The organism is Streptosporangium saharense (assembly GCF_014203715.1).
In the GTDB taxonomy this organism is placed as follows: domain Bacteria; phylum Actinomycetota; class Actinomycetes; order Streptosporangiales; family Streptosporangiaceae; genus Streptosporangium; species Streptosporangium saharense.
Genome location: NZ_JACHJP010000001.1, coordinates 1,437,750 through 1,456,080 on the forward strand (window position 1 = coordinate 1,437,750; position 18,331 = coordinate 1,456,080).

Annotated in this window: 17 protein-coding genes and 1 pseudogene; 12 read left to right on the forward strand and 6 right to left on the reverse strand. The window is 71.7% G+C overall.

The window, feature by feature from the left end:
- Positions 1-68: 68 nt before the first annotated feature.
- Entirely contained in the window at positions 69-1,406 is a 1,338-nt protein-coding gene (locus tag FHS44_RS06985; protein ID WP_184713021.1) for a PTS transporter subunit EIIC, read from the reverse strand.
- Between the two features lie 37 nt (positions 1,407-1,443).
- Positions 1,444-2,184: a GntR family transcriptional regulator gene (locus tag FHS44_RS06990; RefSeq protein WP_184713022.1), complete on the reverse strand. Its 741-nt coding sequence runs from the start codon at positions 2,182-2,184 to the stop codon at positions 1,444-1,446.
- A 160-nt stretch (positions 2,185-2,344) separates the two neighbouring features.
- On the opposite strand from FHS44_RS06990, the gene FHS44_RS06995 reads away from it, so the two are divergent.
- The 7 genes from FHS44_RS06995 to FHS44_RS07025 all read left to right on the forward strand — a co-directional run bounded on the left by FHS44_RS06995 (position 2,345) and on the right by FHS44_RS07025 (position 8,289).
- A complete protein-coding gene (locus tag FHS44_RS06995; protein WP_184713023.1) occupies positions 2,345-3,379 on the forward strand; it encodes an SIS domain-containing protein in 1,035 nt (344 codons plus the stop codon).
- A 52-nt stretch (positions 3,380-3,431) separates the two neighbouring features.
- Positions 3,432-3,668 (forward strand): PTS sugar transporter subunit IIB, encoded by a 237-nt coding sequence (locus FHS44_RS07000; protein WP_184713024.1) that lies wholly within the window; start codon positions 3,432-3,434, stop codon positions 3,666-3,668.
- Positions 3,669-3,735: 67 nt separating this feature from the next.
- On the forward strand, positions 3,736-4,182 hold the full coding sequence (locus tag FHS44_RS07005) for a PTS sugar transporter subunit IIA (RefSeq protein ID WP_184713025.1): 447 nt from the start codon (positions 3,736-3,738) through the stop codon (positions 4,180-4,182).
- 89 nt (positions 4,183-4,271) lie between these two features.
- Complete coding sequence (locus FHS44_RS07010; protein WP_184713026.1) at positions 4,272-4,910, forward strand: HAD family hydrolase; 639 nt, start codon at positions 4,272-4,274, stop codon at positions 4,908-4,910.
- A gap of 47 nt (positions 4,911-4,957) precedes the next feature.
- A complete protein-coding gene (locus FHS44_RS07015; RefSeq protein WP_184713027.1) occupies positions 4,958-5,215 on the forward strand; it encodes an HPr family phosphocarrier protein in 258 nt (85 codons plus the stop codon).
- Complete coding sequence (gene ptsP, locus FHS44_RS07020) at positions 5,212-6,894, forward strand: phosphoenolpyruvate--protein phosphotransferase (protein ID WP_184713028.1); 1,683 nt, start codon at positions 5,212-5,214, stop codon at positions 6,892-6,894. Before FHS44_RS07015 ends, ptsP begins: the two co-directional genes overlap by 4 nt.
- A gap of 102 nt (positions 6,895-6,996) precedes the next feature.
- Positions 6,997-8,289: a glycoside hydrolase family 3 protein gene (locus tag FHS44_RS07025; RefSeq protein ID WP_312863549.1), complete on the forward strand. Its 1,293-nt coding sequence runs from the start codon at positions 6,997-6,999 to the stop codon at positions 8,287-8,289.
- A gap of 27 nt (positions 8,290-8,316) precedes the next feature.
- Here the strand turns inward: FHS44_RS07025 and FHS44_RS41655 are convergent, their stop codons facing one another.
- The 3 genes from FHS44_RS41655 to FHS44_RS07035 all read right to left on the reverse strand — a co-directional run bounded on the left by FHS44_RS41655 (position 8,317) and on the right by FHS44_RS07035 (position 13,463).
- Positions 8,317-8,442 carry a hypothetical protein gene (locus tag FHS44_RS41655; protein WP_281401264.1) on the reverse strand — a complete coding sequence of 42 codons (126 nt, stop codon included), beginning with the start codon at positions 8,440-8,442 and terminating at the stop codon, positions 8,317-8,319.
- Between the two features lie 80 nt (positions 8,443-8,522).
- Positions 8,523-12,968: a cation-translocating P-type ATPase gene (locus FHS44_RS07030; protein WP_184713029.1), complete on the reverse strand. Its 4,446-nt coding sequence runs from the start codon at positions 12,966-12,968 to the stop codon at positions 8,523-8,525.
- Between the two features lie 231 nt (positions 12,969-13,199).
- Positions 13,200-13,463 (reverse strand): hypothetical protein, encoded by a 264-nt coding sequence (locus tag FHS44_RS07035; RefSeq protein ID WP_221460354.1) that lies wholly within the window; start codon positions 13,461-13,463, stop codon positions 13,200-13,202.
- Positions 13,464-13,476: 13 nt separating this feature from the next.
- Between FHS44_RS07035 and FHS44_RS07040 the strand changes: the two genes are divergently transcribed.
- Complete coding sequence (locus FHS44_RS07040) at positions 13,477-14,040, forward strand: hypothetical protein (protein WP_184713031.1); 564 nt, start codon at positions 13,477-13,479, stop codon at positions 14,038-14,040.
- A gap of 307 nt (positions 14,041-14,347) precedes the next feature.
- Here the strand turns inward: FHS44_RS07040 and FHS44_RS07045 are convergent.
- A pseudogene (locus FHS44_RS07045) lies at positions 14,348-14,907 on the reverse strand (acyl-CoA dehydrogenase family protein); the annotation flags it as partial.
- 82 nt (positions 14,908-14,989) lie between these two features.
- Here FHS44_RS07045 and FHS44_RS07050 point away from each other — a divergent pair.
- From FHS44_RS07050 to FHS44_RS07065, 4 genes are all read left to right on the forward strand, one after another.
- A complete protein-coding gene (locus FHS44_RS07050; RefSeq protein ID WP_184713032.1) occupies positions 14,990-15,637 on the forward strand; it encodes an HAD-IA family hydrolase in 648 nt (215 codons plus the stop codon).
- Positions 15,638-15,768: 131 nt separating this feature from the next.
- Positions 15,769-16,986 (forward strand): RNA-guided endonuclease InsQ/TnpB family protein, encoded by a 1,218-nt coding sequence (locus tag FHS44_RS07055; RefSeq protein ID WP_221460355.1) that lies wholly within the window; start codon positions 15,769-15,771, stop codon positions 16,984-16,986.
- A 103-nt stretch (positions 16,987-17,089) separates the two neighbouring features.
- Complete coding sequence (locus tag FHS44_RS07060; protein ID WP_184713468.1) at positions 17,090-17,596, forward strand: DUF6912 family protein; 507 nt, start codon at positions 17,090-17,092, stop codon at positions 17,594-17,596.
- Positions 17,597-17,624: 28 nt separating this feature from the next.
- Entirely contained in the window at positions 17,625-18,293 is a 669-nt protein-coding gene (locus FHS44_RS07065) for an HAD family hydrolase (protein WP_184713033.1), read from the forward strand.
- Positions 18,294-18,331 lie beyond the last annotated feature (38 nt).

Consider the following 18,331-nt stretch of genomic DNA (forward strand, 5'->3'; position numbering starts at 1 on the left):
AGGTCCCCCTGCCTGTCGACGGAGGGGGATGTCTGGTATCTACCACCGGGCGCGGCGGCTACACGGCCTCAGCCCTTCTCAGGCTCCCGTTCGGCGGGTACGGCGGACTCGACGTCGGCCTCCGGCTCCCTGCCCGGCGTCATGATGTTGAGTTTCCTGATCAGGAAGCTGAACACGACGTAGTAGATCACCGCGTAGATCAGGCCCATCACGATGATGACCGGGATGCCCTCGGCGTTGGGGGCGGTGCCGTACAGGATGAGGTCGATCAGGCCGGAGGAGAAGCTGAAGGCGAGCTTGGCGCCCAGGGCCGAGGCGATGGCCAGGGAGATGCCGGTCAGCACGATGTGGACCACGAACAGGACCGGGGCCACGAAGACGAAGGCGAACTCGATCGGCTCGGTGATCCCGGTCAGGAACGCGGTGAGGGCCGCGGAGATCATGATCGAGCCGACGGCGGTACGGCGGTGCGGCGGGGCGGCCCGCCAGATGGCCAGGGCCGCGGCGGGCAGGCCGAACATCAGCACCGGATACAGGCCCGCCTCGAAGCCGCCGAAGCCGGGGGCGCCGTTGTTGAAGCAGATCAGGTCACCGGCGAGTTGCTTGCCGTCCACCACGCAGTTGGGGACCTGCGTCCAGACCACGTTGTTGACGATGTGGTGCAGTCCGAGCGGTAGCAGGGCCCGGTTGAACATGCCGTAGATCCCGGCGCCCGCGACGCTGTGGGCGGCGAGCCAGTTGCCGAACATGCTCATCAGGTTGCCGACGACCGGCCAGACGAAGCCGAACAGGACGCCGAGGACCAGCCCGGCGAAGGCGGTGATGATCGGCACCAGGCGGCGGCCGCTGAAGAAGGCGAGCCAGGTCGGCAGCTTGGTCCGGTAGAAGCGCTGCCACAGCGTCGCCGAGACCAGGCCCATCACGATGCCGCCGAGCACCCGGGTCGGGTTCTGCGCCCCGAGGTTGAGCACCACGTCGGGCACGCCGGGATGGGCCGGGTTGAAGAGCTCCTTGGAGATCGTCGCCTTCAGGTCGGGGTCGAACAGGTCGAAGAACATGGTCATGCTGACCGCGTGGAAGACGAGGTAGCCGACGAGCGCCGCGAGCGCGGTGGAGCCGTCGGCCTTGCGGGCGAACCCGATGGCCACGCCGACGGCGAACAGCAGCGGCAGGTTGTCGAAGAGGGTCTGGCCCGCGGTGCCGAGCACGTGGGCGATGTCGTCGAGCAGGACGTTGTCCGTGCGGCCGATGAGGTCGTCGTATCCGAGCCGCTGCAGCAGTCCCGCGGCGGGCAGGATCGCGATCGGCAGCATGAGAGATCGTCCGAGGCGTTGGAGCACGCCCATCACGGCGGACCCGGCCGAGGGCGGGGCGGGAAGTCCCGCGTCCGCTGAGGGGGAACTCATCGGACTTTCCTCCAGGGGGGTGGGGATCGCGAGGAGGTCAGGTACGGCGTGCCGGGGTCTCCAGGACCGTGCGGAGCTGGTAGCGGTCGGCGCGGTAGGTGGAGACCCCGAGCTCCGCGCAGACGTTCCCGGCGAAGGAACGCCGCTGGAGCAGCAGCACGGCGCCACCACGTGGCAGTTTCAGCAGGTCGGCGTCCCCGGGATCGGCGATTCCGCCGTCGATGGTCAGCTCACCCGCGTCGAGGATCAGACCGTACCGGCTTTCGAGCAGGGCGTACAGGGACCGGCCCGTCAGGTCGTGGGTGTCGAGGTCGGGGGCGAGGGAGACCGGGATGTGGGCCCGCTCGATGCACATGGGCTCGTCGGCCGCGGTGCGCAGCCGCTCGATGAAGTGGACCTCGTCCCCCGGCTGGATGCCGAGCTCCCTGGCCAGATGGGCGCTTGCCCTGACGATCCTGCGGTCGAGGTCGCGGGAACCCGGTTCCATGCCACGGGCGCGCATCTCGTCGCTGAAGGAGGTCAGCCTGAGGGCCATCTCTATCTTGGGGCGGGCGACGAAGGTTCCCTTGCCCGCGACGCGCTGCAGCCTGCCCTCGGAGACCAGGTGGTCGACCGCCTGCCGTACGGTCATGCGGGACAGCTCGAAGCGCTGGCAGAGCTCGCGTTCGGACGGGATCGCCGCGCCGATCGGCAGCTCGTTGTTCTCGATCAGGTCGAGCAGGATCTCGCGAAGCTGGAAGTACTTGGGGACAGGGCTGTCCGGATCAATCTGGGCCACGGGATCCTCCCCTCTCGATCTGAGAAGTGTAGATAAGTTATGGTTCGTACTGGTCTAGTCCGGACTAGACCACAGGCTGGAAAAGGGTGTCAATGTGCGGACAGGCGACGGATCAATAACGGCCCGGTCTCCGTCCGTCCGACCGAAGGATGAGCGCGAGATGACGACCAAGATGCGCAGCGAGATCGCTGAGCAGCCCGCCGCGTTGCGAGCCACGCTGGACGCCCTCCTCCCCAGGGTCGGGGAGGTGGAACGGCTCGCGGGGCAGACTCGCCAGCTGCTGTTCATCGCCCGAGGTACCTCCGACAATGCCGCAGTCTACGGCCGCTACCTCGCTGAGGCGCACGCGGGCCGTCTGTCGACCCTGGCCGCGCCGTCGATCGCCACCACCTACCGGCGCAAGCTCGACCTGGACGGGGTGCTCGCGGTCGCGCTCTCCCAGTCCGGCAGGACCGAGGAGATCGTCGAGACCCTGGCCTGGGCCAAGGACTGCGGCGCCAGCACCGTGGCCATCACCAACGGCGGCGAGCAGAGCCCCCTCGCCCAGGCCGCCGACCTGGCCCTGTGCACGCTCGCCGGTGAGGAGAAGGCAGTCCCGGCGACCAAGACCTACACCACCCAGCTCGCCGCCCTGGCCGTGCTCGGCCTCGGTCTCGGCGCCGACGTCAACGCCGACGACCTGCAGCGGGTCCCGGACGCCGTGGAGAAGCTGATCTCCGACCCCGGTGACCTGGAGGCGGTCGTCGAGGGCCTGGCCGACAAGCCCGGCGTCGTGGTCTCCGGGCGTGGCCTGGCCTTCTCGACCGCCCTTGAGCTGGCCCTGAAGCTCAAGGAGGCGTGCTACCTGCACGCCATGGGCCTGTCGTACGCCGACCTGCTGCACGGCCCGATCGCCGTGGTGGACGAGGACACCCCCGCCATCCTGGTCGCCGCGGGCGAGGGCCCCACCCTGGCCGGGACCGTCGCGCTCGCCGAGCGGGTCACCGGGGCGGGCGCCTCGGCCTTCACCGTGGGTGGCGGCACCGCCCTCGCCGCCGCCGGGACCGCCGCGCTCAACGGCCCCGACCTGCCCGAGTGGGTCTCCCCGCTCGGCCTCATCGTCCCCGGCCAGCTGCTGACCGAGGCCCTGGCCCGCAGGCTCGGCATCGACCCCGACGCCCCGAGAGGTCTCAACAAGGTGACCCAGACGGACTGATCGTCTCGTGTCGTTTAGCCTGGTCAGAGACCGATGACGACTGGAGGACGACATGGCGGCTGACGCCGACGCGATCATCGCGGGACTCGGTGGCGCGGAGAACATCATCGAGATCGAGCCGTGCATCACCCGCCTACGCACCGAGGTGCGTGACGCCGCCAAGGTCGACCAGGCGGCTCTCCGGGCGGCGGGCGCGCACGGCGTGATGGCCGCGGGCAACATCGTCCAGGTGGTGGTCGGCCCGGAGGCGGACACCATCGCCAGCGACATCGAGGACATCATCGGCTAAGAGACGCCGGGCTCCCCCCTCTCCGTCCACCGGTGAGGGGGACGGCGGGGGACGCTGAGGGGGTGTGATGACCACCGTGCTTGCCCCGGTCGCGGGAGCGGCTCTCGCTCTGCGGGCCGTACCCGACCCGGTGTTCTCCCAGGGCCTCGTCGGGCCTGGGCTGGCGATCGAACCGGTGAGGGAGCCCGGCAGGGCCGTCGCTCCCATCGCCGGTACGATCGTGAAGCTCCACCCGCACGCCTTCGTCGTCGTCGGCGACGACGGCAGAGGGGTCCTGGTCCATCTGGGCATCGACACCGTCCAGCTCAGAGGTGAGGGGTTCGAGGTGCTGGCGTCGGAGGGGGACAGGGTGGAGGCGGGGCAGCCCGTCGTCGCCTGGAATCCCGCTGAGGTCGAGGCGGGCGGGCGCTGTCCCGTCTGCCCCGTCGTGGCGCTCGACGCCGTCGCGGAGGCCGTGACCAGGATCGCCGACGGTCCGGTGGACACGGGAGACGAGCTCTTCGTGTGGACGTGAGCCGGTGGGTGCCCCTCCCCGGGGTGTGAGCCCTTCGCGCGGCAACGGGGCCCGCGAAGACCACGACGATCTTCTAGGCGGGGACGACCATGGACGCTGCCCTGTTCGACCTGGACGGCACGCTCATCAACTCCGAGCGGCGGAGCCAGGCCATGTGGGCCATGCTGTTCGACAGACACGGGATCGGCCACGACCGGGACGTGCTGCGCGGGTTCATCGGGCGGCGGGGGCGTGACGTCCTCGTCGAGCGGCCCGATCTCTTCCCCGGGACGCGGATCGAGGACCTGCTGGCCGAGGTCCGCTCCTTCCACGACCATCCCGGCCTGCCGGAGGTCACCCCGGTGCCCGGCGCCGCCGACCTGGTGCGCAGGGCCGCCGAGTACGGCGCGCGGATCGCGGTCGTCACCTCCGCCCACCCGGACTGGGCGGACAAGCGGCTCGCCGAGGCCGGGGTGAGCGACCTCGTGCTGACCGTCGTCTCCTCCCACGACGTGACCGCCGGCAAGCCCGACCCCGAGGGGTTCCTGCTGGCCGCGGAACGGCTGGCGGTCGAGCCCGCGCGATGTGTCGTCTTCGAGGATTCGATAGCCGGGATTGCGGCGGCCAAGGCGGCGGGTATGACATGCGTGGGGATAGCGACGACCCACGTGGGCTCCGAGCTGGCCGAGGCGGACCTCGTGGTCACCGACCTGACGACGGTCGACTGGCCTCCATCCACCATCCGATGAGCCCCGGGCGGTCTAGACCGCTCGGTCGATCCTTGCAGGAGGAGCACGTGGCCCAGCGCCAAATCACCGTTGAGTCCGAGGTCGGCCTGCACGCCCGCCCCGCCGCGACGTTCGTGCAGACCGCGGCCAAGGCGTCCCTCGACGTGACCGTCGCCAAGCAGGGCGGACAGCCGGTGAACGCCAAGAGCATCCTCGCGGTCCTGGCCCTCGACGTCCGGCAGGGGGACACCGTGGTGATCGAGGCGGAGGGCGAGGGGGCCGACGAGCTGCTGGACGCGCTTGCGCTCATCGCATCGGCTCCATGAACGCGCTCGCGGGGGTCGGCGTGAGCCCGGGTGTCGGATTCGGGCCGGGATACGTCCTGTCACGCGAGGTCCCCGTGCCGGATCCCGAGGCCCGTCACGGCGGTGACGCCGAGGCCGAGCGCGACAGGGCCGCCCGCGCCCTCGAACGGGTCGCCGCCGACCTTGAGGAGCGGGGGGTCAGGGCCGGTGGCCAGGCCCAGGAGATCCTCAGGGCCCAGGCGCTGATGGCGCGCGACCCCGGCCTCGCCGTGGGGGTCGCCGGGCTGATCGACGCCGGGGCGAGCGCGGCCAGGGCGGTCTACGAGGGGTTCGGCGGCTACCGCGAGATGATCGTCGGCGCCGGGGGATACCTCGGGGAGCGTGCCGCCGACCTGGACGACGTGCGCGACAGGGTCGTCGCCCTCCTTGAGGGACTGCCCGCCCCGGGGCTGCCCGACGCCGGGGCCAGGCCGTACGTGCTGCTGGCCCGTGATCTGGCGCCCGCGGACACGGCGGCGCTGTCGCGCGAGGTGGTCGCCGCGTTCGTGACCGAGCAGGGCGGCCCGACCAGCCACACCGCGATCCTGGCCCGCGCCATGGGCGTTCCGGCCGTGGTGGCCTGCCCGGGGGCCGCCTCGGTCGTGGCGGGCACCGAGGTGCTCGTCGACGGCTTCTCCGGTCTCGTACGGCTCGATCCCTCCCAGGAGGAGGTGGAGACCGTGACGAGGGCTGCGGCGGCCAGACAGGCCGTGCTCGCCGCGGCCACGGGGCCGGGGGCGACCTCGGACGGCCACGCGGTGCCGCTGTTGGCCAACGTCGGCGGGCCGCGCGACGTCGAGGGGGCGCTGCGCGGCGGCGCCGAGGGGGTCGGGCTCTACCGCACCGAGTTCCTCTTCCTCGACAGGACGGTGCCGCCGACGGAGGAGGAGCAGGTCGCGGCCTATCTCGGGGTGCTCGACGCCTTCCCTGGGCGGCGGGTCGTGGTGCGCACGCTCGACGCGGGGGCGGACAAGCCGCTGGCCTTCCTGCCGCCGCCGGGCAGGGAGCCCAACCCGGCGCTCGGCCAGCGCGGGCTGCGGCTCTTCCAGCGCCACCCGGAGATCATGGAGACCCAGCTCAGGGCGCTGGCCAGGGCGGGGCTGCAGTCCTCGGCCAAGCTCCAGGTGATGGCCCCGATGGTGGCCACCAGGCAGGAGGCCGCGTGGTACGTGGCCGCGTGCAAGGAGGCCGGGCTCACCTCGGCGGGGGTGATGATCGAGATCCCCTCCGCCGCCCTGCGGGCCGGGGACCTCGCGGCCGAGGTGGACTTCTTCTCGATCGGCACCAACGACCTGGCCCAGTACACCCTGGCCGCCGACCGGGAGGTCGGGGGTCTCGGGGCGCTGCACGACCCCTGGCAGCCCGCGCTGCTCGACCTGGTCCTCGCGGCCGTCAACGGCGCCGCCGAGCGTGGCAGGCCGTGCGGGGTCTGCGGGGAGGCCGCGGGGGACCCGGCGCTGGCCTGCGTGCTGGTCGGGATGGGCGTCACCTCACTGTCAATGGCGCCGACCGCGCTGCCCGCCGTACGGGCCGCGTTGTCGCTGCACAGCCAGGAGCAGTGCGTGCTGGCCGCGCAGGCGGCGCTGGCGGCCTCCTGCCCGCCCGACGCCCGTGCGGCGGCCCGCGCCCACCTGCCGGAACTGGCCGGGCTGGCTCTCTGAGCCCGGAGTTATCCACAGGTTGGGGAGGTGCGGTGTGTCGAGGTCCGGGACGCGGATAGCGTGGAACCCATGGTTCGGTGTATTCGCACGACGGGTCTCGCAGTGATCGCGACGATGGTGGCCGGGTGTGCCGCGACGGGAGCCTCGGCGCCCGTCAGGGCGCAGGGCCAGGCGGCTTCGCCCTCTGTGGCCTCCCCTTCGGCGGCCTCGCCTGAGCCGTCCACGCCTGCTCCCGCGGGCTCGCCCGCCCAGGTCGAGGCGGTGCTGCGGAAGATGAGCCTGGAGGAGAAGGTCGGCCAGCTCTTCATGCCCGTGCTGTACGGCCCGGCCGCCGACACCTCCTCGCCGGAGAACCGCGCCCGCTACGGGGTGGACACCCCGGCGAAGATGATCGAGAAGTATCGTCCGGGCGGGGTGATCCTGTTCCCCTGGGCGAACAACGTCAAGGGCGTCAGGCAGGTCGTCGCGCTCACCAACGGGTTGCAGAAGGCCTCTCCGAAGATCCCGCTGCTCGTCGGCGCCGACCAGGAGAACGGCCGGGTCTCCCGCCTCGCGCCGCTGGTCACCGACATGCCGGGGGCCTCGGTGATCGGCTCGACCGGCGACCCCGCGCTGGCCCGCAAGGCCGCGAAGGTGACGGGCACCGAGCTGAAGGCGCTGGGCATCAACCTCGACTTCGCCCCGGTCGCCGACGTGAACGTCAACCCGCGCAACCCGGTGATCGGGCCCCGCGCCTACGGTTCCAACCCCAAGAAGGTCGCGCCGATGGTCGCCGCGGCGGTCGAGGGCTTCCACGACGCGGGCATCGCCTCGACGGCCAAGCACTTCCCTGGGCACGGCGACACCAACGTGGACAGCCACACCGGGCTGCCGGTCATCCAGCACTCCCGGGCCCAGTGGGAGAAGCTGGACGCCCCGCCGTTCGCCGCCGCGATCGGCGCGGACGTCGACGCGATCATGAGCGCCCACGTGGTCATGCCCAAGCTCGACCCCTCCGGCGACCCGGCGACCCTGTCCAAGCCGATCCTGACGGGCCTGCTGCGCGACAAGCTCGGTTTCGACGGCGTCGTCTCGACCGACGCGCTGGACATGGCGGGGGTGCGCAAGAAGTACGGCGACGCCCAGGTGGCGGTGCGGGCCGTACAGGCCGGGGCGGACATCCTGCTGATGCCGCCCAACTACTCGGCCGCCTACGACGGGGTGCTGTCCGCGGTGAAGTCGGGGAAGATCTCCAAGGCGCGGCTCGACCAGTCGGTGCGGCGGGTGCTGAAGCTGAAGTTCAACCGGGGCCTGCTGGTGAAGGCGCCGGTCGCCGATCCGGACGAGGCGGAGCGGGTGCTGCGTTCACCCGAGCACCGCAAGGTCGCCCGGCTCATCAACAGCAGGGCCCGCTGACGGGCCCTGGAACGGCGTTGGTCGGGGTCAGGCGGGCAGGAGACCGCCGCGACGGATCATGGCGAGGGTGAGCGACTGCACGATGCGCATGATGAGGGCTTCGAGCAGGAGAGCCACGGCCTTGGCGAGGACCGAACCCAGGAATCCGGACATGTCTACCTCGAATCGCTGAAACGCTACTTCGGGGATAATTCCCGACAAAGCGTCATAAAGCAATACCTTGAGGTTTCCATTCAGTGAACGGTTGGTGACAGGTCCCGGGTCCAGCGCTCGAACACCGTTCCGGCGAGCGTCGCCGTCAGGGCGCTGCCCAGGGCGATGCCCCAGCCGACGGGGCCCAGGGGCCGGCAGCCGAAGAACACGCAGACGGCGGGGATGGAGACGCTGGCCGCCAGGACGCCCATCGAGGCGATCACGGCCAGCAGGACCACCCGGTCCCGGCCACCGCTGACCAGCGTCTGGAAGAGCTGCGTGGAGATCAGGGCGACCAGCGCGATCGTGTTCGCCCGCCCCCGGGTGCCCGTCGCCCGCCCGACCAGCCAGGCCACGCTGGCCGCCGCGGCCGTCGTCGTGGCGCGCAGGTAGATGTCACGGGTCAGCGAGGCGCCCAGGGAGGCCTCCGGCCCCTCGGCCAGCAGCTTCTCCGGGCTGGCCGCGGCCGGGGGCCTGACCGCGACCGCCATCGCGGGCAGCATGTCGGTCAGCAGGTTGACCAGCAGGAGCTGACGGGCGTTCAGCACGTTGCCGCCGGTGAGCAGGTTCGCGCCGACCGCGAAGACGATCTCACCGACGTTGCCGCCGAGCAGGATGCTCAGGGCGTCGCGGACCGAGCTCCACATCGCCCTGCCCTCGATGAACGCGTCCACGATCGTCTCGATGCGGTCGTCGGTCACCACGACGTCGGCCGCCGCCCTGGCCGCCGGGGTCGCGCGGGAGCCCAGGGCGATCCCGACGTCCGCGGCGCGGATGGCCGGGGCGTCGTTGGCCCCGTCGCCGGTCACCGCGACGACCTTCCCCGCCCGGCGCAGGCAGCTGACGATCCTGACCTTGTGCGCGGGGGTGGTCCTGGCGAAGACCGCCACCCCGGGCAGCTCCTCGACCAGGGCGGCGTCGTCCATCGCGTCAAGCTCGGGGCCGGTCATCACCCGCCCGCCGTTCAGCAGGCCGAGCTCGGAGGCGATCGCCGCCGCGGTGCTCGGGTGGTCGCCGGTGATCATGACGATCCTGACGCCTGCCCTCGTCAGGCGGCCGACGCTCTCGGCCGCCGTCGGCCTGACCGGGTCGGCCAGGCACAGGAACCCCAGGAAGGTCAGCCCGTCGACGCGGGACTCGTCCAGGTCACGGCGGTCGGAGGCGGGCCGCTCCGCGACCGCGAGCACCCGGTAACCCTGCAGGGCGAGCCGGTCGACCTCCTCCTCAAGACCCTTCCTCGCCGCGGCGTTCATGCGGGTCGTACGGCCGTCGCGCAACACGTGCGAGCAGCCGGTGAGCACGATCTCCGGGGCGCCCTTGACGCTCAGCACGTGCCCGGAGGGCCCGAGGCCGAGCACCGCGTGGTAGCCGCGTCCCGGCTCGAAGGGCAGCTCGTCCACCCGGCTCCAGACGCCCAGCCCCTCCTCGGGCGTCACGTCGAGCCGCCGGGCCCCCTCGACCACCGCGCGGTCCGTCGGGTGGGCGATGGGCTTGCCGTCCTCGTAGCGGGGGCTCGCGCGCAGCCCGGCGGACACGATCCGCCGCAGCCCCTCGTCCAGCCGCTCCGTCGAGTGCTCGGAGCGGCCGTCGGAGACCACCCTCAGGCTGATGCGTCCCTCGGTCAGCGTCCCCGTCTTGTCGAAGCAGAGCACGTTCACCCGGCCCAGGGCCTCGATCGTCGAGGGGTTGGGCACCAGGGTCTCGCGGCTCGACAGCCTCCTGGCCGCAGCCAGCTCCGCCGCCGAGGCGATGAAGGGCAGCCCCTCGGGCACCGAGGCCACCGCGAGGCTCACCGCCAGGGCGAGCGCCTGCGGCATCGACCGTCCGCGCAGCAGGTCCGCGACCAGCACGACGACCCCGGAGCCGATCGCGACCGGCAGGATCCTGCGGCTCAGCGTCCGCAGCCGCAGGTGGACCCCGCTCTGCGGGCGCTCGTCGGCCGAGAGCCGCGCGGTGCGCGCCGCCTCCGTCTCCTCACCCGACGCCACGACCACGGCCAGCCCGTGCCCGGCCGCGACCGTCGTGCCCTGGTAGACCATCGAGCTGCGGTCGGCGACCGCCGAGGCGTCGACCGGCGCGGGCGCCTTCGGAACCAGCAGGGACTCACCCGTCAGGCCCGCCTCGTCGATCTCCAGGCCGATCGCCGACAGAATCCGGCAGTCGGCGGGTACGGCGTCGCCCGCCCGCAGCTCGATGACGTCTCCCGGCACGAGCACGTCCGGGGTCACGGACTCGGTCGTGTGGGCCGAACCCTTCTTCTTCGGCTTGTCCGCCTCCTTCTGGAAGGGGCGGCGCAGCCGTACGTGATCGGCGACGGTCTCGGTGAGGCGGTGCACCGCCCGGTTGGCCGACATGCGCTGACCGCCGCCGATGAGCGCGTCCACGATCATGACGCCGCCGATCAGCACGCCGTCGAGGACGGAGCCCACCAGGGCGGACACCCCCGCCCCCGCGGCCAGCACCGGGGTCAGCGGGTTGGCCAGCTCCTCCACGGAGGCGCGCAGCAGCGAGTCGGTGCCGTCGGGCTCTCCGGGCGGGGGAGGAGGCCTGCGCCGTACGGCCTCAGCCTTGGGCAGGCCGTCGAGAGAGGAGCCGAGCCTGGACAGCACGGCATCGACGGGAAGGGCGTGCCAGGGGGTCGTGTCGGCCCGCTCGGCCGGTGCCACGCCCCCGAGGCCACGGGCCGTCCACTCGCCGAGGACGATGGCGGCCAGCGCCGTACCGTCGCCGACCAGGCGGGCCCTGCCGACCGAGGCGGTCCTCGGGCCGGTGCTCGCGATGGCCGCGCCCGCGGCCGCCGTCGCCAGGCTGAGCCGTACACACCGCTCGCCCGCCTGCCTGGCCGGGGCCAGGCAGCTCAGCATCAGGTGGGCCGTCTCCAGGTCGCCCAGCACGTGCGCCTCCCACGGCACGCCACCGGGGGCGCCCAGCACGCCGACCCCCAGGTCGGCCTGGGCCATCGCGGACGTGGAGCGCCTGGAGACCACCGCGACCCCGTGGCCGTCCGCCTGGAGCGCGCGGATCCGCGTCGTCAGCCGGTGGCCTCCCGGCAGGGTCTTCGGCGGGTCGCCGTCCCCGGTGACCCTGAGCCGCTTGACCACCTCGCGGGCACCCTCGCCCGCCAGCAGCACCGAGCAGCCCTGGGGCGCGGCGACCAGCGCGTCGGCGAGCGAGACGAGTCCCGGCGCCAGGCCGACCAGGGCGACCGGCACTCCCTGCCTGGTCACCCGGACAGGGCGCAGCCCGAGGGAGCGCCACTCACGTGCCTGCGTGGCGGGAAGTTTGACGGGTTCGGCCACCCAGTGGCCACGCTCGCGGCGCGCACCGGGATCGGTGGCGTCGAGCAGGCCGGGCAGCAGGGCGTTCAGCTCGCCGAGGTCGATGCCCTCGGCCAGGGGGACGACCCGCTCGATCGTCCACGAACCGGTCAGGAACAGTTCGGCGTCGAGGATGACCGTGCTGAGGCCGTCCATCCGGCGCAGCGCGTGACTGTCGAGGACGACCGCGCCCCGCCGGGCCAGCGTGCGCCCGACCGCGCTGGAGAACGCCTCACGCCCGGCCTTCGCGGCACTGGGCGTCGCGGCGATCATCATGGCGAGGCCGCGTTCGTGGCTGCCGCTGACGACGTGGGTCAGCACGGAGACGCCGAGCGCGGCCGGGCTCGCCAGCCGTTCGAACCGCTCGACGGGGCTGTGCGCCATGGGCGCTGTCCTGGTCCTCCTGCGCCTGCGGACGTGCCGGTAGGCGCCCTCGTCCGAGGCCAGGTCCTGCGCGCGCGACTCCCAGGCGCGCCGCGCGTCACGCGCCTCCACGTAACGCTCGGCGGCGGAGACCGCCTGCACCAGCAGTCCGACGGGCTGCAGCGCGAGCGTGCTGGTGACCACGTTCGCCGTCGTGAACAGGGCGGAGGTCGCCTGGTGGCCGATGCGGTGCGTCAGGCCCGTGCGGATCGCCGGGGTGGACTCGGCCAGGTGCAGCAGCGCGGGGACCACCGGGGACAGCGCTGGGAGATGGACGAACCGCCCCGCGAGCGCCAACCCGGTCCCCAGGGCGCTCGCGCCCAGCCTGATGCCCGCCCGGGTACGCTGCTCGACCACCCTGGCCAGGGCGGGACCCGGACCCCGTCCCGCCGGCTCCTCCGCCTCCTCCGTCTCTTCCTCCTGCTCGGCCGCGTCCTCGTCGTCGAGGTCGGAGATGACCGACAGCAGCTTCTCCAGATCGATCGCCTCGCCGTCGCCGCCGACGAAGACGGTGCCGAGCACCCCGTTGACCTCGGCCCGCTCGACCCCTTCGAGCGCGAGCAGCAGTTCCTCAAGCCGCCGGGCGAGCCGTTCGGTGCCGGGACCGCCGATCGCGCGCAGGTCCACGTGGAAGCCGCCGGGGGCCGCCCGCACCGCGCGGGGACGGGGCAACGCCCGCCGCACGGCGTCGGGTATGGCCTCCCACAGTGTCTCCGCGGAAAGCGTGAGCACACGTGACAGCAACATTCGGCTCTCCAGACGGATCACTCGGGCCTGACGGCCATCCCTTGGGCCTGATGGCCATGACGAAGCCGTACGGCCCGCGTGGGCGGGCCGGACGGCGGGTGGTGCTTTCCTGCGGTCTCTCCTGGCCCGGTGCTTTCCAGCCCGGTTTTTTCCGGCCCGGTGTTTTCCGGCCGGTCAGGTCACGAGGACACGCCGGAGCGGCCGTGTCACCGTTCCGGCGTGGTCACGTCCTCACGCGGAGGCCCTGGCACGTCCGGAACGGCTCAGGCCACGGGCACGCTGGGCGATCACCGTGCCGACCCCGATGGCCGCGGCGACCGGCCACTCGATCAGGCCCGCGACGGCCAGCGCGCCGAGCCCTCCGTAGTAGGCCATGCGCTCGGGCGGTGGCAGGAACGACTTGGCCGCGTCCACGGCCTGGCCCGCCTCCTGACGGCTGACATGCGGCAGGCTGACGTGCGGCAGGTGCGGAGCGTGGAACTTCACGGTCATCATGGGCAGGTTCACGGTGACCGAACGCTTGCCGTTGCTGCTCGCGCGGTGCGTCGAGGCCGTACGCGAAGTGGAACCCTGCGCCGTGGCCTGCTGCGCGGTGTTCTTGCGCTGCGCGGTGGTCCCCGTGGCCGACGTCTTGCTCGGCGTCCTGCTCGTGGCCGAGGTCCTGCTCGACGTCTTGCTCGCGGCTCTCGTGCTTGAGGACCTGCTCGGAGACTTGGTGCTCGAAGTCTTCGTGCTCGAAGGCTTGGAGCTCGAAGCCTTGGCACTCGACGGTTTGGTGCTTGAGGCCTTGGTGCCTGAAGCCTTGGTGCTCGAAGCTCTGGTACTCGACGGTTTGGTGCTCGAAGACCTGCTGCTCGAAGACCTGGTGCTTGGAGACTTGGTGCTCGATGACGTGGCCGAGGGCCTGGTCGAGGTCCCGGTCGAAGCGCCGGTCGAGGCTCGCGCGGTGCTCCGCCGTGTTGTCGTCTTCGCCGCCGAGGACGTCGCGGTGCTCTTCCTCGCGGCCGGTTTCCGCGTGGCCGATGGGCTGGACTTCGAAGCCGTACGGCTCCGCGTCGCGCCACCTGTCTGACTTACGGTCATGGCCCCTCCCCAAAGGAGTCGAGGGATCGTTCCAACATCGTTCCGACATGTTGCCCGCGAGCGGCGGCGACACCTCTCACGTGCGGTTATTCACTGCTGGGGCGTCCTCCTAACGTTCCTCACCCCAGGTCTCCGAAACGCGGTCACGTTCCAAGAATCGGACATTAAGTCGGGGAACGACGGCGATGTCAGGACAGGTACGGCTTGAGTTCGCGGCGGGCGACGGCGCGCAGATGCACCTCGTCGGGGCCGCCCAGGAGGCGCATCGCGCGGGCGTGGGCGTACATCGCGGCCAGCGGGGTGTCCATCGGGACCAGCACCGTGGACCGCCTGCGGTGCGCGGGCGCCTCGGGGTCGGTGTTGCCCAGCACGATGACGACCCGGCAGCGCGGGTCGGCGGCGCCGCTGACGAACCACTTGCGGCCGTTGACCACGTAGTCGTCGCCGTCGCGGGTGATGGAGGTCGTGAGGTTCGTCGCGTCGCTCGACGCGACGTCGGGCTCGCTCATCGCGAACGCCGAGCGGATCTCGCCCGCGAGCAGTGGGACGAGTCAGCGGGCCCGCTGCTCGGGGGAGCCGAAGGCGCGCAGTCGGGGGAGCGGCCGGTGACCTCGGCGAGGCTGGCGTGGTCGAGAACGGACAGTCCAGACTCTTCGGGCAGGAACAGGTTCCACAGGCCGCGCGAGCGGGCCTCCGCCTTGAGGTCCTCGACGACCGGTGGAAGACGGTGGTCTCCGGGCCCGGCGTCCCGCCGCCAGGCGTGGTAGGCCGGCTCGGCCGGATAGCCATACGACACCATGAAATCGGTCAGATCGGCGAGGTACTCCTCCGCCTTCGTGCTGAGCGCGAAGCCCATGGCGGCCAGTTTGGCACCCCCCTTCGCCGGTGCTCCGCACAGGGCGGACCTAACCTGGAACGGGTTCCACGAGGGAGGCCGGATGTTCAGGGGCGTACTGATCGACTGGGGCGGCGTGCTCACCACGAACATGTCCGAGGCGATAACGGAGTGGATCGTCGCGGACCGCATCGACGCGGACCACTACCACGGGGTGATGCGCGAGCTGGTCGCCCGCGCCTACTCGGGTGTCCGTGACGACGAGGAGAACCTCGTGCACGCCCTGGAGCGCGGAGAGATCTCCGGGGCGGACTTCGAACGACGCCTGGCCGCCCTCCTCCTCACGGCCGACGGGGTTCCCCCGGCCGCCGAGGGCCTGCTGACCAGGATGTTCGCCGGATTCCGGCGGGTCGAGTCCATGTACGGCATGCTGCGTGAGGCCCGTGCCGCGGGGGTGCGCACCTGCCTGTTGTCCAACTCCTGGGCCAACGAGTATCCCCGCGAGGGCTGGGAGGAGTTCTTCGACGCGGTGGTGATCTCGGGGGAGGTCGGCATGCGCAAACCAGAGCCCGGCATCTTCACGTACGCCCTCGGCGCGCTGGGCCTGACCGGTCCCGAGTGCGTGTTCGTCGACGACGCCGAGGCCAACGTCGCCGCCGCCCGTGCCCTCGGCATCGTCGGCCTCCACCACAGGGACCCCGGCCCGACCATCACCGAGCTGGAACGGCTCCTCGGGACGCCGCTGCGTTGACCGGCGGTGCGCCGTACCTCGCGGGCAGGGCGGCGGGGCTGTCACCGTGCGCCTACAGCGTGGATGCCCCGTGCTTCAGGGCGGGGAGGAAACGCGGCACGGTCGGGCACTTCGGTCTCCTGGTTTTGTCGGTGGTGGTCGGTAGGTTCGAAGGCGTGTCCCGTTACCGTCTTCAGCCCACGCCCGCTCAGGAGCGGGCGCTGTTGGAGCATTGCGGGCACGCCCGATACGTGTGGAATCTGGCCGTCGAGCAGCACGCCCACTGGAAGCCGGGGCGGGCGTCCGCGCCGGGTTTCGCCGAGCAGTGCCGCCAGCTGACCCAGGCACGGGCCGAGCATGAGTGGCTGCGCGGCGGGTCGGTCATCGTGCAGCAGCAGGCGTTGAAGGACTTCGCGCAGGCGATGGCGAACTTCTTCGGCAGAACCCACCGCCGACCGACGTGGCGCAGGCGCGGGCGGGGTGAAGGGTTTCGGATCGTCGCCGTCACAGCGGGCGATGTGCGCCGCCTGTCGCGCACCGTGGGCGAGGTGAGGGTTGCGAAGGTCGGTTGGGTGCGGTTTCGCTGGTCGCGTGCCGTCCCGGACGGCGTGAAGTCCTACCGGATCACCTGCGACCGGGCGGGCCGCTGGCATGTGGCGTTCGCCGTGATCCCGGAGCCGATCCCCGCGCCCGGCACCGGTGAGGTCGTCGGTGTGGACCGGGGCGTCGCGGTAAGCGTCGCCCTGTCCACGGGTGAGCTGTTGAACGCGCCCACGCTTCGCCAGACGGAGAAGGCCCGGCTTCGGCGTCTCCAGCGGAAACTGGCCAGGGCGAAACGCGGCTCGAACCGGCGCGGCAAGGTCAAGGCCGCGATCGCGACGCTGAAGGCCCGCGAGACGGACCGCCGCAGGGACTGGGTGGAGAAGATCTCCACCCGCCTGGCTCGGCGCTTCGACGTGATCGCCGTCGAGAACCTGAAGATCGCCGGCATGACCCGATCCGCCAGGGGCACGGTTGAGGCGCCCGGCGGGAACGTCCGTCAGAAGGCGGGCCTGAACCGGGGCATCCTGGCGGCCGGGTGGGGCCGGCTTGTGGAACGCCTGGAGCACAAGGCCCCCGGGCGGGTCGTGAAGGTCAACCCCGCGTACACGAGTCAGCGGTGCTCGGCGTGCGGGATCGTGGAGCGGACGTCGCGCGAGAGCCAAGCCGACTTCCGGTGCCGGTCCTGCGGATACGCCGGCAACGCCGATGTGAACGCGGCCAGGAACATTCGCCACGCGGCAGGGCATGCCGTGTCCGCACGGGGAGGCCCGCCGTTGGGTGGGCCTGCGAACCGTGAACCTCAACGCGATCTCCTCCTCGTGGGGTAGTTGCCGTTGGAATCCCCCGCCTTCAGGCAGGGGAGGATGTCAAACTCGATGGGTGATCGGCGCCGGGGCGGCGCCGATGTCGGAAGAACAGATCGAGGCACTGATGCGCGTCTATCTGCCGTGCACGCTCCCGGCGCTGGCCCGCGTGGCCGCGGACGGGGAGCTCGGCCCGGCCCCGCTGACCGGTTACGCGGTGACCCCCGCGCTGGTCGAATGGTATGCCTCGGGTGACACCGAGGAGCTGGAGTACGTCGCCCTGACCGAGGCCGCCAGGGCGTCCCTGCGGATGGTCGCCGCCGACCGGGCCGACGGCGTCAAGACGCCCGCGCGCCGGGTGGTGATCGCCGTCGAGGTTCCGGATGGTGAGGTGAACGGCGGCGCCGACCTGGAGGAGCGTGCCACGGTACGGCTGTCCGCCGCCGTGCCCCTCTCCAGGGTCGCCGCGGTCCACGTGGACGAGGAGGCCGCGGTGCCCGACGTCGAGGCCGCCGTCGCCGCGCTGCCCGACGCCGACCGCGGTGACGACGACGCCCGCTTCACCGTGGACGGCGCGGAGGCCAACGAACTGCTGTGGTACGCCACCCAGGAGATTCCCGACCTGATCGGCTGAGCCGTGAGCGGTTAGTCTTGAAAGCAATATGAGACACATCGTTTGGGACTGGAACGGCACCCTCTTCCACGACATCGACGCCGTGGTCGGCGCCACGAACCTCGTGTTCGAGCCGTACGGGATAGCCGCCTACGACGCGGACGGTTTCCGGGCGGTCTACACCCGCCCGATCTGGGCGGCCTACGAGCGCATGCTGGGCCGCCCCCTCAATGACGGCGAGTGGGAGCGCCTCGACCTGGGCTTCCACGAGCACTACCACCGGCTGATGCTGGAGTGCGGTCTGACGGCCGACGCCGTGGGCGCGCTTGAGGCGTGGAGCGCCACGGGCAACGGGCAGTCGCTGCTGTCCATGTGGACGCACGACCGGCTGGGTCCCAAGGTGGCGGAGTTCGGCATCGACCACCACTTCAGCCGGATCGACGGCCTGGGCATCCTCTCCTCCTCGGCGGGGCACTCCGGGGGACGTCAGACCTCGGGGGGACACAAGGCCGACTCGATGGTCGCCCACATCGCGGCGCTCGGTATCGACCCCGAGAACGTGCTCGTCATCGGTGACAGCCTGGACGACGCCCACGCGGCCCAGCACGTCGGGGCGCGCGCCGTCCTCTACACCGGCGGTATGACCAGCCGCACCGACCTGCACGCCCTGGGCGTCCCCGTGGTGGACTCTCTCACCGAAGCCCTCAACCACGCCTGAGCGGTGGCCGTACCCTGAGCCCGTAGCTCTGGGTGCCC

Excerpts from the sequence above, each read along its gene's own strand:
- FHS44_RS06995 (WP_184713023.1), top strand. The coding sequence starts at position 2,345 with ATGACGACCAAGATGCGCAGCGAGATCGCTGAGCAGCCCGCCGCGTTG.
- FHS44_RS07010 (WP_184713026.1), top strand. The coding sequence starts at position 4,272 with ATGGACGCTGCCCTGTTCGACCTGGACGGCACGCTCATCAACTCCGAG.
- FHS44_RS07000 (WP_184713024.1), top strand. The coding sequence starts at position 3,432 with ATGGCGGCTGACGCCGACGCGATCATCGCGGGACTCGGTGGCGCGGAG.
- FHS44_RS07030 (WP_184713029.1), bottom strand. The coding sequence starts at position 12,968 with ATGTTGCTGTCACGTGTGCTCACGCTTTCCGCGGAGACACTGTGGGAG.
- ptsP (WP_184713028.1), top strand. The coding sequence starts at position 5,212 with ATGAACGCGCTCGCGGGGGTCGGCGTGAGCCCGGGTGTCGGATTCGGG.
- FHS44_RS41655 (WP_281401264.1), bottom strand. The coding sequence starts at position 8,442 with ATGTCCGGATTCCTGGGTTCGGTCCTCGCCAAGGCCGTGGCTCTCCTG.
- FHS44_RS07060 (WP_184713468.1), top strand. The coding sequence starts at position 17,090 with ATGCGCGTCTATCTGCCGTGCACGCTCCCGGCGCTGGCCCGCGTGGCC.
- FHS44_RS07065 (WP_184713033.1), top strand. The coding sequence starts at position 17,625 with ATGAGACACATCGTTTGGGACTGGAACGGCACCCTCTTCCACGACATC.
- FHS44_RS06985 (WP_184713021.1), bottom strand. The coding sequence starts at position 1,406 with ATGAGTTCCCCCTCAGCGGACGCGGGACTTCCCGCCCCGCCCTCGGCC.
- FHS44_RS07035 (WP_221460354.1), bottom strand. The coding sequence starts at position 13,463 with ATGATGACCGTGAAGTTCCACGCTCCGCACCTGCCGCACGTCAGCCTG.
- FHS44_RS07005 (WP_184713025.1), top strand. The coding sequence starts at position 3,736 with ATGACCACCGTGCTTGCCCCGGTCGCGGGAGCGGCTCTCGCTCTGCGG.
- FHS44_RS07050 (WP_184713032.1), top strand. The coding sequence starts at position 14,990 with ATGTTCAGGGGCGTACTGATCGACTGGGGCGGCGTGCTCACCACGAAC.